The 16963-nt window shown below is 66.5% G+C and carries 18 protein-coding genes; 13 read left to right on the top strand and 5 right to left on the bottom strand.

Going from position 1 to position 16963, the window contains the following annotated elements:
- Window positions 1-142 precede the first annotated feature (142 nt).
- Window positions 143-1180 (top strand): polysaccharide deacetylase family protein, encoded by a 1038-nt coding sequence (locus ASG25_RS03950; RefSeq protein ID WP_062469483.1) that lies wholly within the window; start codon window positions 143-145, stop codon window positions 1178-1180.
- 45 nt (window positions 1181-1225) lie between these two features.
- On the opposite strand, the gene pdxH is transcribed toward ASG25_RS03950, so the two are convergent.
- Window positions 1226-1846 (bottom strand): pyridoxamine 5'-phosphate oxidase, encoded by a 621-nt coding sequence (gene pdxH / locus ASG25_RS03955; RefSeq protein ID WP_062469486.1) that lies wholly within the window; start codon window positions 1844-1846, stop codon window positions 1226-1228.
- Between the two features lie 103 nt (window positions 1847-1949).
- On the opposite strand from pdxH, the gene ASG25_RS03960 reads away from it, so the two are divergent.
- From ASG25_RS03960 to ASG25_RS03975, 4 genes are all read left to right on the top strand, one after another.
- Entirely contained in the window at window positions 1950-2420 is a 471-nt protein-coding gene (locus ASG25_RS03960; RefSeq protein WP_062472097.1) for an RT0821/Lpp0805 family surface protein, read from the top strand.
- 184 nt (window positions 2421-2604) lie between these two features.
- Window positions 2605-3768, top strand: a complete 1164-nt coding sequence (locus ASG25_RS03965; protein WP_082479903.1) for a DnaJ C-terminal domain-containing protein — start codon at window positions 2605-2607, stop codon at window positions 3766-3768.
- Window positions 3769-4109: 341 nt separating this feature from the next.
- Window positions 4110-4928: an enoyl-ACP reductase FabI gene (gene fabI, locus ASG25_RS03970; RefSeq protein ID WP_062469489.1), complete on the top strand. Its 819-nt coding sequence runs from the start codon at window positions 4110-4112 to the stop codon at window positions 4926-4928.
- A gap of 87 nt (window positions 4929-5015) precedes the next feature.
- Window positions 5016-5600, top strand: a complete 585-nt coding sequence (locus ASG25_RS03975; RefSeq protein WP_062469492.1) for a histidine phosphatase family protein — start codon at window positions 5016-5018, stop codon at window positions 5598-5600.
- Between the two features lie 22 nt (window positions 5601-5622).
- On the opposite strand, the gene ASG25_RS03980 is transcribed toward ASG25_RS03975, so the two are convergent.
- Complete coding sequence (locus ASG25_RS03980) at window positions 5623-5883, bottom strand: DUF1344 domain-containing protein (protein ID WP_062469494.1); 261 nt, start codon at window positions 5881-5883, stop codon at window positions 5623-5625.
- 259 nt (window positions 5884-6142) lie between these two features.
- Here ASG25_RS03980 and ASG25_RS03985 point away from each other — a divergent pair, with 259 nt between their 5' ends.
- The 3 genes from ASG25_RS03985 (at window position 6143) to ribB (ending at window position 11320) form a co-directional block, all read left to right on the top strand.
- Window positions 6143-8890 (top strand): EAL domain-containing protein, encoded by a 2748-nt coding sequence (locus tag ASG25_RS03985; RefSeq protein WP_062469497.1) that lies wholly within the window; start codon window positions 6143-6145, stop codon window positions 8888-8890.
- A gap of 131 nt (window positions 8891-9021) precedes the next feature.
- On the top strand, window positions 9022-10119 hold the full coding sequence (gene aroC / locus ASG25_RS03990) for a chorismate synthase (protein ID WP_062469500.1): 1098 nt from the start codon (window positions 9022-9024) through the stop codon (window positions 10117-10119).
- 100 nt (window positions 10120-10219) lie between these two features.
- Entirely contained in the window at window positions 10220-11320 is a 1101-nt protein-coding gene (gene ribB / locus ASG25_RS03995; protein ID WP_062469503.1) for a 3,4-dihydroxy-2-butanone-4-phosphate synthase, read from the top strand.
- 92 nt (window positions 11321-11412) lie between these two features.
- Here the strand turns inward: ribB and ASG25_RS04000 are convergent, their stop codons facing one another.
- The 3 genes from ASG25_RS04000 to ASG25_RS04010 form a co-directional block, all read right to left on the bottom strand.
- Window positions 11413-11739, bottom strand: coding sequence for a HepT-like ribonuclease domain-containing protein (locus tag ASG25_RS04000; RefSeq protein ID WP_162242164.1), 327 nt, complete (start codon window positions 11737-11739; stop codon window positions 11413-11415).
- 41 nt (window positions 11740-11780) lie between these two features.
- Complete coding sequence (locus ASG25_RS04005; protein ID WP_062469509.1) at window positions 11781-12131, bottom strand: hypothetical protein; 351 nt, start codon at window positions 12129-12131, stop codon at window positions 11781-11783.
- A gap of 119 nt (window positions 12132-12250) precedes the next feature.
- On the bottom strand, window positions 12251-13495 hold the full coding sequence (locus ASG25_RS04010; RefSeq protein WP_062472103.1) for a winged helix-turn-helix domain-containing protein: 1245 nt from the start codon (window positions 13493-13495) through the stop codon (window positions 12251-12253).
- Between the two features lie 165 nt (window positions 13496-13660).
- On the opposite strand from ASG25_RS04010, the gene ASG25_RS04015 reads away from it, so the two are divergent.
- From ASG25_RS04015 to ASG25_RS04035, 5 genes are all read left to right on the top strand, one after another.
- The gene (locus tag ASG25_RS04015; protein ID WP_062469512.1) at window positions 13661-14341 is read left to right on the top strand and encodes an ABC transporter ATP-binding protein; all 681 of its coding nucleotides are present in this window, start codon (window positions 13661-13663) and stop codon (window positions 14339-14341) included.
- A complete protein-coding gene (locus ASG25_RS04020) occupies window positions 14335-14940 on the top strand; it encodes an energy-coupling factor transporter transmembrane protein EcfT (protein WP_082479904.1) in 606 nt (201 codons plus the stop codon). The genes ASG25_RS04015 and ASG25_RS04020 overlap by 7 nt, the downstream gene beginning before the upstream one ends.
- Before the next feature lie 35 nt (window positions 14941-14975).
- A complete protein-coding gene (locus ASG25_RS04025; RefSeq protein WP_062469515.1) occupies window positions 14976-15539 on the top strand; it encodes a biotin transporter BioY in 564 nt (187 codons plus the stop codon).
- A 193-nt stretch (window positions 15540-15732) separates the two neighbouring features.
- Window positions 15733-16662 carry a histone deacetylase family protein gene (locus ASG25_RS04030; protein WP_062472110.1) on the top strand — a complete coding sequence of 310 codons (930 nt, stop codon included), beginning with the start codon at window positions 15733-15735 and terminating at the stop codon, window positions 16660-16662.
- Window positions 16663-16691: 29 nt separating this feature from the next.
- Window positions 16692-16961: an exodeoxyribonuclease VII small subunit gene (locus ASG25_RS04035; RefSeq protein WP_062472113.1), complete on the top strand. Its 270-nt coding sequence runs from the start codon at window positions 16692-16694 to the stop codon at window positions 16959-16961.
- Window positions 16962-16963: the final 2 nt, after the last annotated feature.

Genomic DNA, 16963 nt, shown 5'->3' on the forward strand with positions numbered 1-16963 from the left:
CAGCCATTGCCTCAACTCACCGGCGCACCCGGCGACGCGTAGGACGATGCACGGTTCCCCTGCATGGGACCATGTACGACAGGCCGCGTTCAGGGAGCCTTTACCCCGCGCGTCCTACAGTTGCCGCCCAACAGAGGCGGGAGTGTCGGACATCGTGAAGCCGTTGATCAGGAGAGGCGTCATTGCCGGCGGGCTGGCCGTGTCGCGCGGACTTTCGGCCCTGGGGCTGATGCAGGGTGCGCGCGGGCGCGGATCGATCTTCACGCTGCACCATGTGCGCCCGGCCTCCGCCCGGCTGTTTCCCGCCAATACCCATCTCGACATCACCCCCCGATCGCTCGATGCGGCGATCGTCCGGCTGAAGCGGGACGGCTACCGTTTTCTCGCGCTGGCCGATCTTCCCGCGCATCTGGCGAGCGCGGATGCACAGCCGGTCGCCGTCTTCACGCTCGATGATGCCTATCGCGACAATCTCGACCATGCCGCGCCGGTCTTTGCCCATCACCACGTGCCGTTTACGGTTTTTGCCACCGAAGGCTTCGTGCGGCGTACGCACAGCCTCTGGTGGGAGACGCTTGCGGAGCTGTTGCAGGCGAAGCCGCGGCTGACCTTCGATTTCGGGGACGGGCCGGAGCGCATCCATCTCCAGACGCCGCAGCAGATGCAGGCCGCGTTCGCGCGTTTTGCCCGCTTCGTCCATGCAACGGACGAGGCCGTCGCCGTTGCCGCGATCGACCGGCTATCGCGCGCCGAAGGGCTCGACCCCCTGGCGCTGACCGACCGGCTGACGCTCGACGCTGCCGGGCTGGCCACGCTTGCGCGCCAGCCGTTCGCCGCGATCGGGGCCCACACGGTAAGCCATCGCGCACTTGCGCGGCTTGAAGATGCCGAGGCCGAGACGGAGATCTTACGCTCGGTCGAGGCCATCGCCGGCATCACCGGAACCCGCCCGACGACCCTTGCCTACCCGTACGGCGACGCGCGCGCCGTCTCTGCCCGCGACATGCGTCTTGCCGAACGGCACGGGCTGCTCGCCGTCACCACGCAGCCGGGAACCCTTGGCGGACACGCGCATCCGGCCGCCCTTCCCCGCATCTCGATCAACGGCCATTTCCAGGCGCCGGGCGATGTGGCCGCGCTCGCCTCGGGCATTCCCTTCCGCCTGATGAAGGCGGGCTGACGCCCGCCTGATCCCGAAGCCCGCCTGATCCCTTTGCAGCGACCTTCAGGGATACATCCGCACCTTCGACCAGTCTCCCTCCGCCTCGGGGCGGCGAAACTCGATCCGGTCATGGAGGCGAAACGCGCCGTCCTTCCAGAATTCGATCGAGACGGGGCGGATGCGGAAGCCGGACCAGTAGGGCGGGCGCGCGATCTCGCCGATCGCATGACGCGCCGTGAACTCGGCGACGGCCTTTTCCAGCGCGAAGCGGCTTTCGAGCGGGCGCGACTGCTTGGAGGCCCAGGCACCGATGCGGCTGCCGCGGGCGCGCGACTGGAAGTAGGCATCGGCTTCGGCGTCGCTGACGATCTCCACCGTGCCGCGCAGCCGCACCTGCCGGCGCAGGCTCTTCCAGTGAAAGCACATGGCCGCCTTGCGCGTCGCCAGGATCTCGCGACCCTTCTGGCTCTCGAAATTCGTGTAGAACACGAAGCCGTCGGCATCGAAGCCCTTCAGAAGCACCATGCGCACATTGGGCAGCCCGTCCGGATCGACGGTGGCGAGCGCGACGGCGTTGGGATCGTTGATCTCGCTCTTCTTCGCCTCCTCCAGCCAGCTGCCGAACAGCGTAAATGGTTCATTTTCCTCGGTGAAGTCACCAGTTGTTAACCGGGTTTCCGTCATAATTCAGTTTCCAATGCAGGCTGCCGATGCTGACGCCAATGTAAGCCTCGGACATGCCGTTTCGAGCGACACCGCATTCATTTTCGAGTTCGACAGGGTGACCGTGAAAGACATAGCAAAACGCGTCTGCGACACCAAGCTCTTCTCCCGATCCGGCCGTGGGCGTTTCCGTCGCATGGCCGGCGCAGCCGCGCTTGGCCTGTGCGTCGCGGGGCTCTCCGGCTGCATGGGCAACGGCATCGGCCTCGGTGACGCGGCCGGCGTCGACAGCGTGCGGACCGGCTCCATCCCGGCGCCGGCGAGCCCGGCCATGGCCGATGCCGCCGCCGTGCAGACTGCGGTCCTGACCGCCGACGTGGCCGAGGTCGCCCACAATCCGATTCCCTGGGCCAATGCACAATCCGGCAGCGCCGGCGTGATTTCCAGCATCCAGGAGCGCACGGACGGGGCGACGGTCTGCCGCCGCTTCACGACGACGCGCCATTCCTATCAGGGCATCGCCAAGTTCGACGGGAATACCTGCCGGACGGGCGACGGCGACTGGACACTGACCAGCTTCGCCCCGCGCAGCTGACGTGCAGACCGCCATCGCGCGTCGTCGGGCGCAGCCCGGCCGCGCCTCGATCCGTCAACCCTTTCTTTACCCTTCGCGCAGGTAAGCCGCCGCGTTCGCACGGGATAAACCTGTCCTTAAGGGGCGGCTTTTCATCATCGCTGCCGGCAATGGCGAACCCGTTGTCGCCCGACGAGGATGAAGAATGAAGATGTCGATGCAGGATCCCTACGCCGTTCTCGGCGTGCGCCGCAATGCGGGCCCCGACGAGATCAAGGCTGCGTGGCGTGCCGTGGCCAAGGCCGTTCATCCCGATCAGAACCGCGAAGATCCCACGGCCACCGCCCGGTTCGCCGAAGTCGGCCGCGCCTACGAGGTCCTGAAGGACCCGCAGATGCGCAATCGCTACGACCAGGCGCGCCGCGATGCCGATCTGCGCCGCATGGAAGAGATGAAGCGCCGCGCCGACCGCGCGCGGGCACCCGAACAGCCCGTGGGGCCGGAGACCGCCGAAGAGGCGGTGTCGCGCATCTTCGGCACCGACGATGCCAAGACCGAGGCTGCAAAGCCGAAGGCGCAGAGGGCTGCAGCCCCGCGCCCGGCCCCCGCGCCGAAAAGCGAGACGGTGTCGAACGAGGCAAAGCCCGCTGACGAGGCGACGCCGCCCGTCGAGACGACGGCCGATGCCGCAACACCCAGCGCGCCCGCCGGCCCGAGCATCCTTGCCCGGGCAGCTGCGCCGGCCGCCGAAATCGTGTCCAGCCTTTTCCGTCGGATCCTGCCCGTCTCGGGCGAAACCGTGGACCGGGCCGGCGAGAAAGCGGGCGACAAGACTGGTGACAAGCCAGGTGACAGGCCGGGTGAACGCGTGCCGGATCTGGTCTGCGAGGCGGTCGCGACCGTCGAAGACGTCATCGGACGGCGGCGCGTGACGGCGATGCTGCCCGACGGCCAGATGCTGAAGGTGGTGTTGCCGCCCGGCACGACAGATGGCAGCCTGATCCGCCTGCGCGAGCAGGGCTACCGGCAGGGCACGGCGCGCGGCGACGCGCTCGTCAGCATCCGCATCGCGCGGCATGAGCGCTTTCGCGTCGAGGGCACCGACCTGCGCACCACGCTCTTCCTGTCGCTGCACGATGCCGTGCTCGGCTGCAGCACGACGGTGGCGACGGTGACCGGACAGGCAGCGGTCGTCGTCCCGCCCTGGTCCGGCCCGGACAGCCCCTTGCGCATTGCCGAGCAGGGCCTGCCGACCGCCGACGGACGGCGCGGCGACCTGATCGTCGAGCTCAGCCTGACGCTCGGCAAGCGCCCCGACCGGAAGCTGGTGGACCTGATCCGCAGCCAGCGCGACGGTCTCGTTCTCTAACCGCAGCCGTCCCTGCCCGGACCGTTCCGGCCTGGGGCGCCCGGCTATGCCCCGTCCCGCCTGGCCTTGCAGGGAAAGGCGCGGGAATGCCGGCGGAGCCCGGCGCTTTCTGACGGACGCGTGCGATTCGCGGTGGACACTGACCGTTTGTTACCGGTCCTAACAGTTCCTGATCCTTCACAAGCTTGAACGCCTTGTAAGCCTATGCCATAGCGAGGCCTCGCAAACCGGCCCGCCTCTCGCTTGCGAGCGGGTGCGGACGCGTTCCGGTACTGTATTTTCAAGCAAGATTTCGACTGGCGCCTGCCGGTCCGATCCAGAGGCATTCGGGGGCAGACACGATGGCGCAGACATCCGGTTTGATGAGTGGAAAGCGCGGCGTGATCATGGGCGTCGCCAACAACAGGTCGATCGCCTGGGGAATCGCCAAGGCGATCCATGCACAGGGTGCCGAGATCGCCTTCACCTATCAGGGTGATGCGCTGAAGAAGCGTGTCGAGCCGCTGGCCGCCGAACTCGGCGGCATTCTCGCCGGCCATTGCGACGTCTCGGACGAATCGACCATCGACGCCGTGTTCGACCATATCGAGAAGACCTGGGGCAAGATCGACTTCGTCGTCCACGCCATCGGCTTTTCCGACAAGGACGAACTGACCGGCCGCTACGTCGACACCTCGGCCGACAACTTCGCCAAGACCATGCAGATCTCCGTCTATTCCTTCACCTCGGTCGCGCGCCGCGCGGAAAAGCTGATGACCGACGGCGGCTCGATGCTGACCATGACCTATTACGGCGCCGAGAAGGTCATGCCGAACTACAACGTCATGGGCGTCGCCAAGGCCGCGCTCGAGGCCAGCGTGAAGTACCTCGCGGTCGACCTCGGCCCGAAGAACATCCGCGTCAACGCCATTTCGGCCGGCCCGATCAAGACGCTGGCCGCCTCCGGCATCGGCGACTTCCGCTACATCCTCAAGTGGAACGAATACAACGCGCCGCTGCGCCGGACCGTGACGATCGAAGAGGTCGGCGATGTCGGCCTGTACATGCTGTCGGACCTGTCGCGCTCAGTGACGGGCGAAGTGCACCATGCCGACAGCGGCTATCATGTCGTCGGCATGAAGGCGGTCGACGCGCCGGATATCGCCGTCGTCAAGGACTGACCTCCCGTCCGATCGCAGATGCAGGGCGCCGGGAAACCGGCCCCCTCCCCGCGGGCGATCCCGTTCTCCTCTTCAGCAGGCATTGCGATGTTGATCTACATGATCCGCCACGGCCAGACGGATTGGAACGCGGAAATCCGCCTCCAGGGCCAGAAGGACATTCCCTTGAACGACACCGGCCGCGACCAGGCGCGCGGCAATGGCCGGGCCCTGGCCGCACGCTTGGGGACGGCGGCCGGCACCTTCGACTATGTGGCAAGCCCGCTCGGGCGGACGCGCGAGACGATGGAACTGCTGCGCGGCGCGATGGGCCTCGACCCCGTGGCCTACCGGATCGACGAGCGGCTGAAGGAAGTGTCGTTCGGCGACTGGGAAGGTTTCACGCTCGAGGAGCTGGAAGCGAGCGTGCCGGACCGGGTGGCCGAGCGCGAGGCCTCGAAGTGGGACTTCATCCCCCCGGGCGACGACGCCGAGAGCTACGAGATCCTGTCCTGGCGGATCGCGTCCTGGATGAAAGACGTTGCGGTCCCCACCGTCTGCGTCAGCCATGGCGGCGTCATCCGCAGCGTGTTCAAGCTTCTTGGCGCCATGGCGCCGGAGGAGGCCTCGATGGGCGCCATTCCGCAGGACCGGATCCTGAAAATCGAGAACGGCACGGTCGACTGGGTCTGACGACGCAGAGCGCGGTCGGACCCTACTGGACGACCTCGAGATCGTTGATGACGCGCTTGCCGTCGACTTCGGTGTAGAACACCACCACCTTGACGCCGGCCTTGAGGCCTTCGAAGTTGAACTCCTCGGGCGCCTGATAGCTCTTTCCGTCATCCAGCGAGAGGCTGAGGCGATCCGTGTCGATGCTCGTGATCGTGGCCTCGACGTCGGCGCTGTCGGCAAAGGCTGCAAGAGGGGCGAAGAAACTGGCGGTCGCCATCAATGTCGCAACGACGAAACGCATCTGTGTCTCCCTCTTACCGTTTGATTCACTGTCCGAATATGATGCAGTTTTTGGGCGTCGATTGTGGCAAAAATTCACCATCCTTGTGACAATCCGATGAGCATGTGACGGCGGGACCGGTTCCGGAGAACATGGTTAACCAAGCGTTGACGCAGCGGGCGTCCGGATGAGGGAGACCCTCGGCCTTAGCCCGCAGTGCATAAGATGTTGTTAATCTTCGAGCACTACTCTCGGTCGCTTTCAACGGGACGTCTGCTGCATGGCCGGAATGGGGAACAATGTTCGCGCCAAGGCGGCGACGATCGGGCGCTTCTGCCGTTCCTCCCTCGTGCCCTCCCTGCTGGCGCTCATCGCCCTCCTGTCGGCTGGATACGTGTATGAGACGCAGAACAGCGCCAATTTCCGTCAGGCGCTGAAGAGCGACGCGGAGAACACGCTCGGCCTCGTGGCGGCGCAGATCCAGGCCAATATCGAGAGCAACACGGCCGCGCTTTCCGGCCTCACCAACGACATCGCGCTCGACGGCGACATGTCCCCATCGCGATTTCAGGCGATCGCCACCCGCATCATGGAGCGCAATCCGGGCATCCGCCGTATCGGCCTTGCCCCGGGCGGGGTGATCTCCCGCGTCATGCCGAGCCGGGAGCATGAGCGGATCGTCGGCACGCGGCTCGACACGTTCTATTCGCAGCGCACGGCCGCGCGCCGCGCGCAGGCCCGCGGCCGCGCCGCACTCGGGAGCCGGATCATGCTTCCCGACGGCTCCGCCGGGTTCGACGTCTATTTGCCGGTGTTCTCGGGCCCGAGCGGATCATCGGCTTTCTGGGGCTTCGTCGAGGCGGTGATCGACGAAAACGCGATCCATCTCGGCGCGCACCTGACGACGGGGATCGAACGCGGCGCTGCTGCCGGCACCGTCGCCAACCGGGGGATCGGCAGTGGAAGCGCGGTGGTGGCCAGGCGCAGCACGCCGATCCTGCTCGCCATCCGGGACATTTCCGACCCCGCCAATATCGGCGACGCCTTCGTCGGCCGGAACGCGACCTTCCAGACCGAGCATGTGCTGCAGGAGGTCGCGCTGCCCGGGGGCACGTGGCAGATCGCGGGCGTGCCCGTCGGCGGATTCGACCAGGCGCCCGACAACGAAGCCGAAATCGCCCTGATCCTTTTCGGCTGCGCCGTGGCCGTCCTCGTGCCGATCGTCCTGACCTTCGGGATGATGGGGGAGCGCCGGCGCGCCGTCGCCGCGCTGGACTGCCGCAACCGCGAATTCCTCGCCATGTCGCATCGGCTCAACCTGGCGCTCGAATGCTCCCGCTTCGGCGTGTGGGAAATCGATCTCTTCACGGGGGCGCGCAGCTGGGACGACCGGATGTACCATCTTCACGGCCTTCCCGCGGGGAACGGCACGCCCGGTGCCGATGGCTGGAAGACGCATGTCCATCCCGACGACCTGCCCCAGGCGGAAAAGGCGCTGAACGAGACGGTGCTCTATCTGGAGCGCTACCAGACCGATTACCGCGTGGTCGTGCCGACGGGCATCCGCCATATCCGCCACATCGGCGCCATCAACACCGGAGCCGGTCACCGCCAGACCGTGACGGGCATCAGCTGGGATATCACCGAAGACGTGCGGCTGACGGAAGCGCTGCGGGAGGCCAAGGCGCTCGCCGAGGCGCGAACCGCGGAACTGGCAACGGCCAAGGACCGGATCGAGCACAATGCGCTGCACGACCCGCTGACCGGGCTCGGCAACCGGCGAATGCTGGACGCGGCGCTTACCACCCTGCTTAACCGCGACCCCGGGGAGGCGACGGACGTGGCGCTGCTGCATCTGGATCTCGACCGCTTCAAGCAGATCAACGACACGCTCGGACATGCCGCGGGCGACGCCATGCTGATGCACGCCTCGAAGGTGCTGAAGACGGAGGCCGGCGCTGACGATCTGGTTGCGCGGATCGGCGGGGACGAATTCATCGTGCTCGTGACCGATCCCCGGCCCGGCCAGCTGGAAGCCCTGTCCGACCGCATCATTGCCCAGATGCGGCAACCGGTGGACTACCAGGGCTTCGTCTGCCGATTCGGCGTCAGCATCGGCATTGCCGTCAGCCGGGGGGCCGACGCCGACCTCCGCCGGCTGCTCGTCAATGCCGACATCGCGCTCTACCGCGCCAAGGAGAAGGGCCGCAACCGCTTCGAGTTCTTCAGCGAGGCGCTCCAAAGCGAGATCGTCAACAGCAAACGCATCGCCGACGAGATCCTTGAGGGCATCGAGAAGGGCGAGTTTACGGCCTGGTACCAGCCGCAGTTCACCGCTGAAACGCTGGAGCTCTGCGGCGTCGAGGCGCTGATCCGCTGGAACCACCCGCGCGAAGGCGTCCTGACGCCGGACAGGTTTCTCTCGATCGCGGAGGACCTGAACGTCGTCGCAACGCTCGACAAGATCGTCATGGAGCGCGCGCTGACGGACATGATGCTGTGGACCGCTGCCGGCATCACCGTTCCCCGGATCTCGGTCAACGTGTCCGCCCGCCGGCTCAGCGACGAGACGCTGCTCGCCTCCCTGACCGGCCTTGCCTTCCGGCCGGGGCAACTCTGTTTCGAGCTGGTCGAGGCCATCTTCCTCGATGGCGACGATGCGATCATCACCGCCAACCTCGCCGGCATCGCCGCCCTCGGCATCGACGTCGAGCTCGATGATTTCGGCACCGGTCACACCTCGATCGTCAGCCTCCTGAAGATCCGGCCGAAACGCCTGAAGATCGACCGGCAGCTCGTCTCGCCCATCATCGGCTCCCCGCGCGAGCAGGCGCTGGTGCGCGCCATCATCGACATCGGACGGTCGCTCGGCATCGGAATCGTGGCGGAAGGGGTGGAGACGCTGGCGCATGCCGAAATGCTGGCCGTGCTCGGCTGCGACATCCTGCAGGGCTATGCCTTCTCCAAACCCGTACCCGCCGACGCGCTGGCCCGCGCCGCGGCCACGCAGTGGCAGCTCGCATCCTGACCGGCCCCCGGGCGACGCCGTGTTTTTCTGCGCAAAGCGTTTCCGCCCGGCAACTTATGCAGTAAGAGTGTCCGCGCAAGAACGGGTGCCGCCAGTCGGGGCCGCCCGCAGCAGACAATGGTTGCCGCAGCATGTCGCATAATACGTTCGGTCATCTCTTTCGCGTCACGACATGGGGCGAAAGCCACGGCACGGCGCTCGGTTGCGTCGTGGACGGGTGCCCTCCGGGCATTCGCTTCACGCTGCCGGAACTGCAGGCCTGGATGGACAAGCGCAAGCCCGGCCAGTCGCGCTTCGTGACCCAGCGCCGCGAGGACGACCTGGTGCGCGTGCTGTCCGGCGTGATGCCGGACGCGGACGGCGAAACGCTGGTCACCACGGGCACGCCGATCTCGATGCTGATCGAGAACACCGACCAGCGCTCCAAGGACTACGGCGATATTGCGCGGCGCTACCGCCCGGGCCACGCCGACTATACCTATGACGTCAAATACGGCATTCGCGACTATCGCGGCGGCGGACGCTCGTCGGCGCGCGAGACGGCGGCGCGCGTGGCGGCCGGCGGGCTGGCGCGGCGCGTGGTGCCGGGCCTCACCGTGCGCGCGGCGCTCGTGCAGATCGGCCAGCATCGCATCAACCGGGCGAACTGGGACTGGTCGGAAGTCGGCAACAATCCGTTCTTCGCGCCGGACCCCGCCATCGTTCCGGTCTGGGAAGACTATCTCGACGGCATCCGCAAGGCGGGCTCGTCGGTCGGCGCGATCATCGAGGTCGTGGCCGAGGGCGTGCCGGCCGGCATCGGAGCGCCGATCTATGCGAAGCTCGACCAGGACATCGCCGCCAACCTGATGTCGATCAACGCCGTCAAGGGCGTCGAGATCGGCAACGGGTTCGAGGCGGCCGGCATCACCGGCGAGGAAAATGCCGACGAGATGCGGATCGGACCGGACGGCAAGCCGGTGTTCCTGTCCAATCACGCCGGCGGCATTCTCGGCGGCATCTCGACCGGACAGCCGGTCATCGCCCGGTTCGCCATCAAGCCGACCTCCTCGATCCTCACCGAGCGGCGCTCGATCGATGCGGACGGCCAGGAGGTGGACGTGCGCACCAAGGGCCGCCACGACCCCTGCGTCGGCATCCGCGCCGTGCCGATCGGCGAAGCCATGGTCGCCTGCGCGATCGCGGACCACTATCTGCGCGACCGGGGCCAGACCGGCCGTCTTGATTGAGCAACGTCGGCAGAGCCGGCAGAATTTAGAGAGGTCGGCCTTGCCGACGCTGTGAGACCAAGAGGCCCGAGCGGCCGCCTGTCAGAAGAGGATCCCACCCATGTCCTTCGATCAGAAGCGCGTCGTCGATGCCATCCGGGCGTTCGAAGCCGGAGAAATCGTCGTCGTCACCGATGATGACGGCCGCGAGAACGAGGGCGACCTCATCGTGGCCGCCGTTCACTGCACGGCCGAGAAGATGGCCTTCATCGTGCGCCATACCTCCGGCATCGTCTGCGCCCCCATGCCCAAGGAAGAGGCCAAGCGCCTTAACCTCAACGCGATGGTGGCCGACAACGACAGTGCCCATACGACGGCCTTCACGGTCAGCGTCGACTTCAAGCATGGCACGACGACCGGCATTTCGGCCGACGACCGGACCCTGACCGTGCGCAACCTTGCCAATCCCAATGCCGGCGCCTCCGATTTCGTCCGCCCGGGCCATATCTTCCCGCTGGTGTCGCGCGAAGGCGGCGTGCTGATGCGCTCGGGCCATACCGAAGCCGCGGTCGATCTCTGCAAGCTTGCGAGCCTGCCCCAGATCGGCGTGATCTCGGAACTCGTCAACGACAACGGCACGGTGATGCGCGGACCGGATGTCGCGGCTTTCGCACAGGCGCACGGCCTCAAGCAGCTCTCGGTCGCCGATCTCATCGCCTATCGCCAGCGCAAGGAAACGCTGATCCACCGCGGCGCGGTCTTCGATATCGACACGCCCTACGGCATGGCCAAGGGCCACGCCTTCGCGCTGCCCTGGGATCCGATGCAGCACCTCGCGGTGGTGTTCGGCGACATTCGTGACGGCGTCGACATTCCGGTGCGGCTGCATCTCGAAAATGTCGGGGCGGATGTCTTCGGCAAGGAGCGTCAGCTCGACCGGATCCTGAAGCGCATCTCCGACAGCGGCCGCGGCGTCGTGGTCTATCTGCGCGAAGGCTCGGTCGGCGTCGGCGCCTCGCAGACGGCGCGCAAGACGCTGCAGGATCGGGAAGGCCACAGCGAGGCGCAGGCCCGCGACAGCGAATGGCTCGAGATCGGTCTCGGCGCCCAGATCCTGAAGGACCTCGGCATCTCGTCCATCAAACTCCTGTCGACCCGCGAACGCCATTATGTCGGACTGGAAGGCTTCGGGATCGAGATCTCGGAAACGATCCTCCTCTAAGAGCTCGCTCCGGGAGACGCCGGCCGGGATCAGACCGGGGCCTCAGATGCCGGCATCAGACGAGGGCCTCAGTTGCTGGCATCAGAGGGGCCTCAGATGCCGGGATCCTCGGTCGCGGCCTCCGCGATCGCATCGGGCAGCATGATCATCAGGGCGGGGACGGCATGCTCGAGCGTCGCCCAGATCGTGTCGACATTGAGCGTGGCGAAGCCACGGACGATGTGGTTTCGCATGCCCTTCATGTTCGGCCAGGGTATGCCGGGAAATCTCTCGGCAAAGGAACGATGCTCCTGGAGAATGCGCGCGGCGCAATCGCCGATGATCAGGAGGGTGAAGAGGCACGCCTGACGGGTTTTCTGGTCTTCCAGAAACTGCTCGCGATCCATGCCGTGGCAGAATCGACAGGCCCAGTCAGCCATGTCTTGCATCTCCTGCAGATGCAGAACGGCACGTCTCGCACTCATACAGGCATGGCTTCCTTCAGGACCTTCGTTCGCAGGCTCTCCGGCAACCCGCCCGACGTCATCACCGACACCGGCATCCCGAGCAGATCCTCCAGCGCGACCTGAAGGCCGCCGATGTCGAAGAGGGTGGTGCCGGGGCGGTCGTCGACGAGAAATTCGAGTTCGCCCCTGTCGGTCTCTCTGTCTGTCTCTCCGTCGATCTCCCTGCCGGCTTCCCTGCCGGACTCGCTGTCAGCGTCGAGGTTTTCACCCGCCGCGCCGACGAGCCGCGGGTTGGACAGGTCGAAACGACGAACCAGCGCATGGACCGCGTCCCGGTGTTTCTCGATGGCAGCGGCCGGCGTCATGTCAGATCCTCGTTCTCCGGCCTATCCTAGCCGGATCGCAAGACCCTTTCAACAGGGAATGCTGAAATACACAGCCGCCGTTCCGGCCGTCGTGCGTCTCCCCTGCCCTCTGCTCGAGGTCACCGCCCTCGTTCCTCCGGCTGAATTTTCCCGTCGAGGTCTCTGGCCCCGCCGGGGTTTCTGGCCCCGTCGAACCATACCACCTGTTCGACGCCGGCGAAGCGGGCGATGCGGGCGAGCTCGGCGTCGAGGCGGGCATCGCGGGCGGCGGACCGGCGAATGCCGGGCTCCCACCACACGCGCTTGACCTCCAGCACGCCGGCCTTGCGGTTGGCCTTCATGTCGATGCGGCCGACGAGGCGGTCGCCTTCAAGCAGCGGGAAGACGTAGTAGCCGTATTGGCGCTTGGGCTCCGGGACGAAGATCTCGATGCGGTAGGAAAAGCCGAACAGGCGCTCGGTGCGGGCGCGGTCTCTGAGCAGCGGATCGAACGGGCTGAGGACGCGCAGGCGCGCTGGCGGCTCGTCGAGATGACCGAGCGTGTCGGGGAAGCCGGCCAGGGCATGGGCGGCGCGCGGGCGGCTGCCGTCGGCAGGCTCGATGACCACCGGCTGCAGCTCGTGCGCATGCGCCAGCACCCACTGCCGCGCATCGTCCGGCGTGATCAGCGCGAAGAAGGCGGCGAGCTCCCCATGGGTGGCGAAGCCGAGACGCTCGAGCGCCGCCCGGCAGCACCAGTCGATGAAGCCTTTCCGATCGACCTCGGACGTGCGGTACACCTCGGGGATGACGCGTTCGGTGAGATCGTAGATCTTCTGGAAACTGTCGCGACCGGCGATGGCCAGCGTGCCGGTGCGCCAGAGATATTCGAGCGCGGTCTTGGAGGGATGCCAGTTCCACCAGCCGCCGGAGGTGCGGTCCTCGTATTTGAAGTCGCGGGCAAGCACGGGGCCGGTCTCGGTGATCTGCCGCAGCGTCTCGTCGAAGGCATCCTCGAACCCCGCTTCCCGCCATTTGCGCCAGCGCTCGACCAGCGTTTCCCGTTCGCGGGCAAAGCGATGCTTCCAGTAGACGAAGAAGGCGCTCGGGATGATCGAGGCATCATGGGTCCAGTGCTCGAACAGCGCGCCATCCTTTTCGAGAAGCGCCGTCAGATGCTCCGGCCGGTAGGTCTGGTTGCGGGCATGCAGGATCATGTGGTGGGCGCGTTCCACCGTGGAGATGCTGTCGACCTGCACGAAGCCGATGCGCGTGATGAGATCGAGCAGGCCGTCCTTGCCCAGCGCCCGATTGGGCGGCGAGGCCAGGCCTTGCCGGTTGAGGAAGATGCGGCGGGCATCGCGATTGGAGAGGAGAATCGTCATGGCTTTGATCATGCTTTGTTCTGACAAAGAATCAACTGCCGGCAGAACCGGCAACAGCGCCCGAACACGCCATCTGCGATCCCCCGAACCCCGCTACCCGGGCTTGCCTTTCCCTCGCTTTGGCCTATGAACCGGCCATTCGCTGTCAGAGCCGAGGAGACGGGATTGGAGATCCGCTTTGCCGATTGCAGTGTGCGCTATGGCGACACCGTTGCACTGCAGCCGCTCGACCTGACGCTGACCGAGCGGCGGATCGGGGTGATCGGGCTCAACGGATCGGGCAAGACGACCTTCGTGCGGGCGATCAACGGGCTCGTCAAGCCGAGCCGGGGCCGCGTGACCGTGAACGGGCTCGACACGGTCGAGGACGGTCCGGCCGTTCTGTCCAAGGTCGGCTTCATCTTCCAGAACCCGCAGAACCAGCTGATCCTGCCGATCGTGGCGGACGATATCGCGCTCGGGCTGAAGAGCCGCGGCCTTGCCACGTCCGCGGTTGCCGCCCGCGTCGAGGCCGTTCTTGCGCGCTTCGACATCGCGCATCTGGCGCGGCGGCGGGTGCATGCGCTTTCGGGCGGCGAGACGCAGCTGGTCGCCATGGCGAGCGTGCTGGTGACCGAGCCCGACATCCTCATTCTCGACGAGCCGACCAACCAGCTGGACCTGAAGAACCGGAAGCGGGTGATCGACACGCTGGCGGGCCTTCCGGAAGCCGCCATCGTCGTCAGCCACGATCTGTCGCTGATCGAAAGCTTTGAACGCGTGCTCCTGTTCCATGAGGGCCGGCTGATCGCCGACGGCGCACCGGTCGACGTGGTCAGGGCCTATGAGGCGGTGGCCCTGTGCTGAAGAGCCTGCATGTCGAGGGCAGCACGCCGCTTCACAAGCTGTCCGTGCGGATCAAGCTTGCCGGCCTGTTCGTCGCCAGCCTGGCGATCTTCTTCACCAAAAGCCCTCTCCTCCTCGGCGGCGCCGCGGCGCTGGCGGCGCTCGTCTTTGCCAGCGTCGGGATGGCGCCGCGCGACGCAGCGTCGCGGCTTGCCTGGCCGCTCGTCTCCATTGCGCTGGTGGCGCTCGCCACGGGCATTTTCGAAACGCCGCTCGCCGGCCTCGCCACCTTTCTGCGCTTTGCCACGCTCATCCTCCTGGCTGCGGCCGTTACCGCGTCGAGCGAGACGGGGGATGTCATGGAAGAGGTGACCGTCCTCATGCGGCCGTTCGAGCGGCTGGGCCTCGTCAATGCCGCCGATATCGGGCTGGCGCTCGGACTGGTGCTGCGCTTCGTGCCCGACATCGCCCTGCGCTACGAAAGCCTGCGGGAATCGCATGCGGCGCGGGGCCTGCCGGTGCGTCCGCTGCGGATGCTGGCGCCAATGATCATCCTGACGCTGAAAGATGCGGACATGATCGCCATGGCCATTGACGCACGCGGTCTGCGCCGTCAGTAATTCGCGTCCATAAGACCTTTGTGAAAGGAGGGACAATGTCCACACGCGACCTGGTTCTCATCGCCCTGTTTACGGCCGTCATCGTCGTTCTCGGCATCATCCCGCCGATCACGCTCGCCTTCGTGCCGGTGCCCATCACCGCCCAGTCCATGGGCGTCATGCTGGCCGGCTGCATCATCGGCGCCAAGCGCGGCGCGCTCGCCTATCTCCTCCTCATTCTCATGGTGGCCGTCGGCCTGCCCGTGCTTTCGGGCGGTCGCGGCGGCCTTGCCATCCTGGCCGGCCCGACGGCCGGCTACATCGCGGGCTGGGTCGTCGGCACCTTCGTCACCGGCCTGATCGCCGAGCGGATCGTGCGCGAGGGCCAGGCCGGCGTGCACCAGATCGCCGGCTTTCTGCTGGCCTCGATGATCGGCGGCATCGGCGTCGTCTATCTCATGGGCACGATCTGGCTTGCCCGCAGCACGGGCATGGACTTCCTGGCCGCTCTCTCGGCAAACGCCGTCTTCCTGCCCGGCGACGTTCTCAAGGCCGGCATCGCGGCCCTTGCCGCCCGTGCCGTGCTCGTCGGCTACCCGCTGCTGCCGCAGCGGACCTGACGCCCGGGCGCACATGTCGCAGGGTGCGCAGGCAGCAGGGCGCCCGTCCCTGCTGCCTGCCGCTCATGCCGGCCGCATATGCCGGCCGCAGCCTCCCGTCGCTGCGGACCATGTTCTAACCTGCTCAATATGCTTGGTTATTTTATCCCGAAACCGGTTCCGGTCTGCCGCGTTTTGCGGTAGCTTGCCGCGCATGACAACGATCCTCTTTGAAAATCCCATCTTCCTCGAGCATCAGGTGCCCGAGGGTCATCCCGAGCGGCCGGACCGGCTGCGGGCGCTCAATCTGGCGCTGGAGCATGACCGGTTCTCGGACCTCGTGCGGCTGAAAGCGCCGCAGGGCAACGAGGATCTCGTGCTTCTCGCCCATCCGGAAGAGCATCTGCGGGCGGTCATGTCGGTGATCCCCGAAGAGGGCATCAACAGTTTCGAGGCCGATACGCATGCGAGCCCCGCCAGCCTGCAGGCCGCCCTCACCGGGATCGGCGGCGCCGTGGCCGCGGTGGATGCCGTCTTTACCGGCAAGGCGGACAATGTGTTCGTCGCCTCGCGGCCGCCCGGCCATCACGCCGAGAAGACGAAGGCGATGGGCTTCTGCTTCTTCAACAATGCCGCCATCGCCGCGCGCCATGCCCAGCGCGTGCACGGCGCCGAGCGCGTGGCGATCGTCGACTGGGACGTGCATCACGGCAATGGCACGCAGGACATCTTCTACGACGACGCGTCCGTGCTCTTCTGCTCGACGCACCAGATGCCGCTTTATCCCGGCACCGGGGCCAAGGACGAAACTGGACGGCACGACACCATCGTCAATGCGCCGCTCTCGCCCGATACGGGCAGCGAGCATTTCCGGGAGGCGTTCAAATCCCGCGTCCTGCCGGCGCTCGAGCGTTTCCAGCCGGATCTGGTGATCATCTCGGCCGGCTTCGACGCCCACCACCGCGATCCGCTGGCCCAGATCAACCTCGTCGGCGACGATTTCGACTGGGCGACAGGACGGCTGCTCGATATCGCCGGCAAGCATGCCGAGAACCGCATCGTCAGCCTGCTGGAAGGCGGCTATGACCTCGTGGGGCTCGCCGAATCGGCGGGCCTGCATATCCAGCGCCTGATGAGGGGATGACCGACATGGCAAACGACGCACGCACGCAGATGCCGGCCGACGGACCGGCCCAGACGGCCACCCCTGCCGACGTGGCATCGCTCTCCTTCGAACGGGCGGTCGAGGAACTGGAATCCATCGTCTCGGCGCTCGAGCGCGGAGATGTGGCGCTCGACCGGTCGATCGAGTTCTACGAGCGCGGGGAAGCTCTGAAAAAGCATTGCGAGGCCCTGCTCAACGCGGCGGAAAACCGCATCGAGAAGATCCGCCTCGACCGGACCGGCAAGCCGCAGGGCGTCGAGCCGCTCGACGGCGCCTGACG

It is taken from the genome of Rhizobium sp. Leaf384, from assembly GCF_001424065.1.
Lineage (GTDB): Bacteria > Pseudomonadota > Alphaproteobacteria > Rhizobiales > Rhizobiaceae > Ferranicluibacter.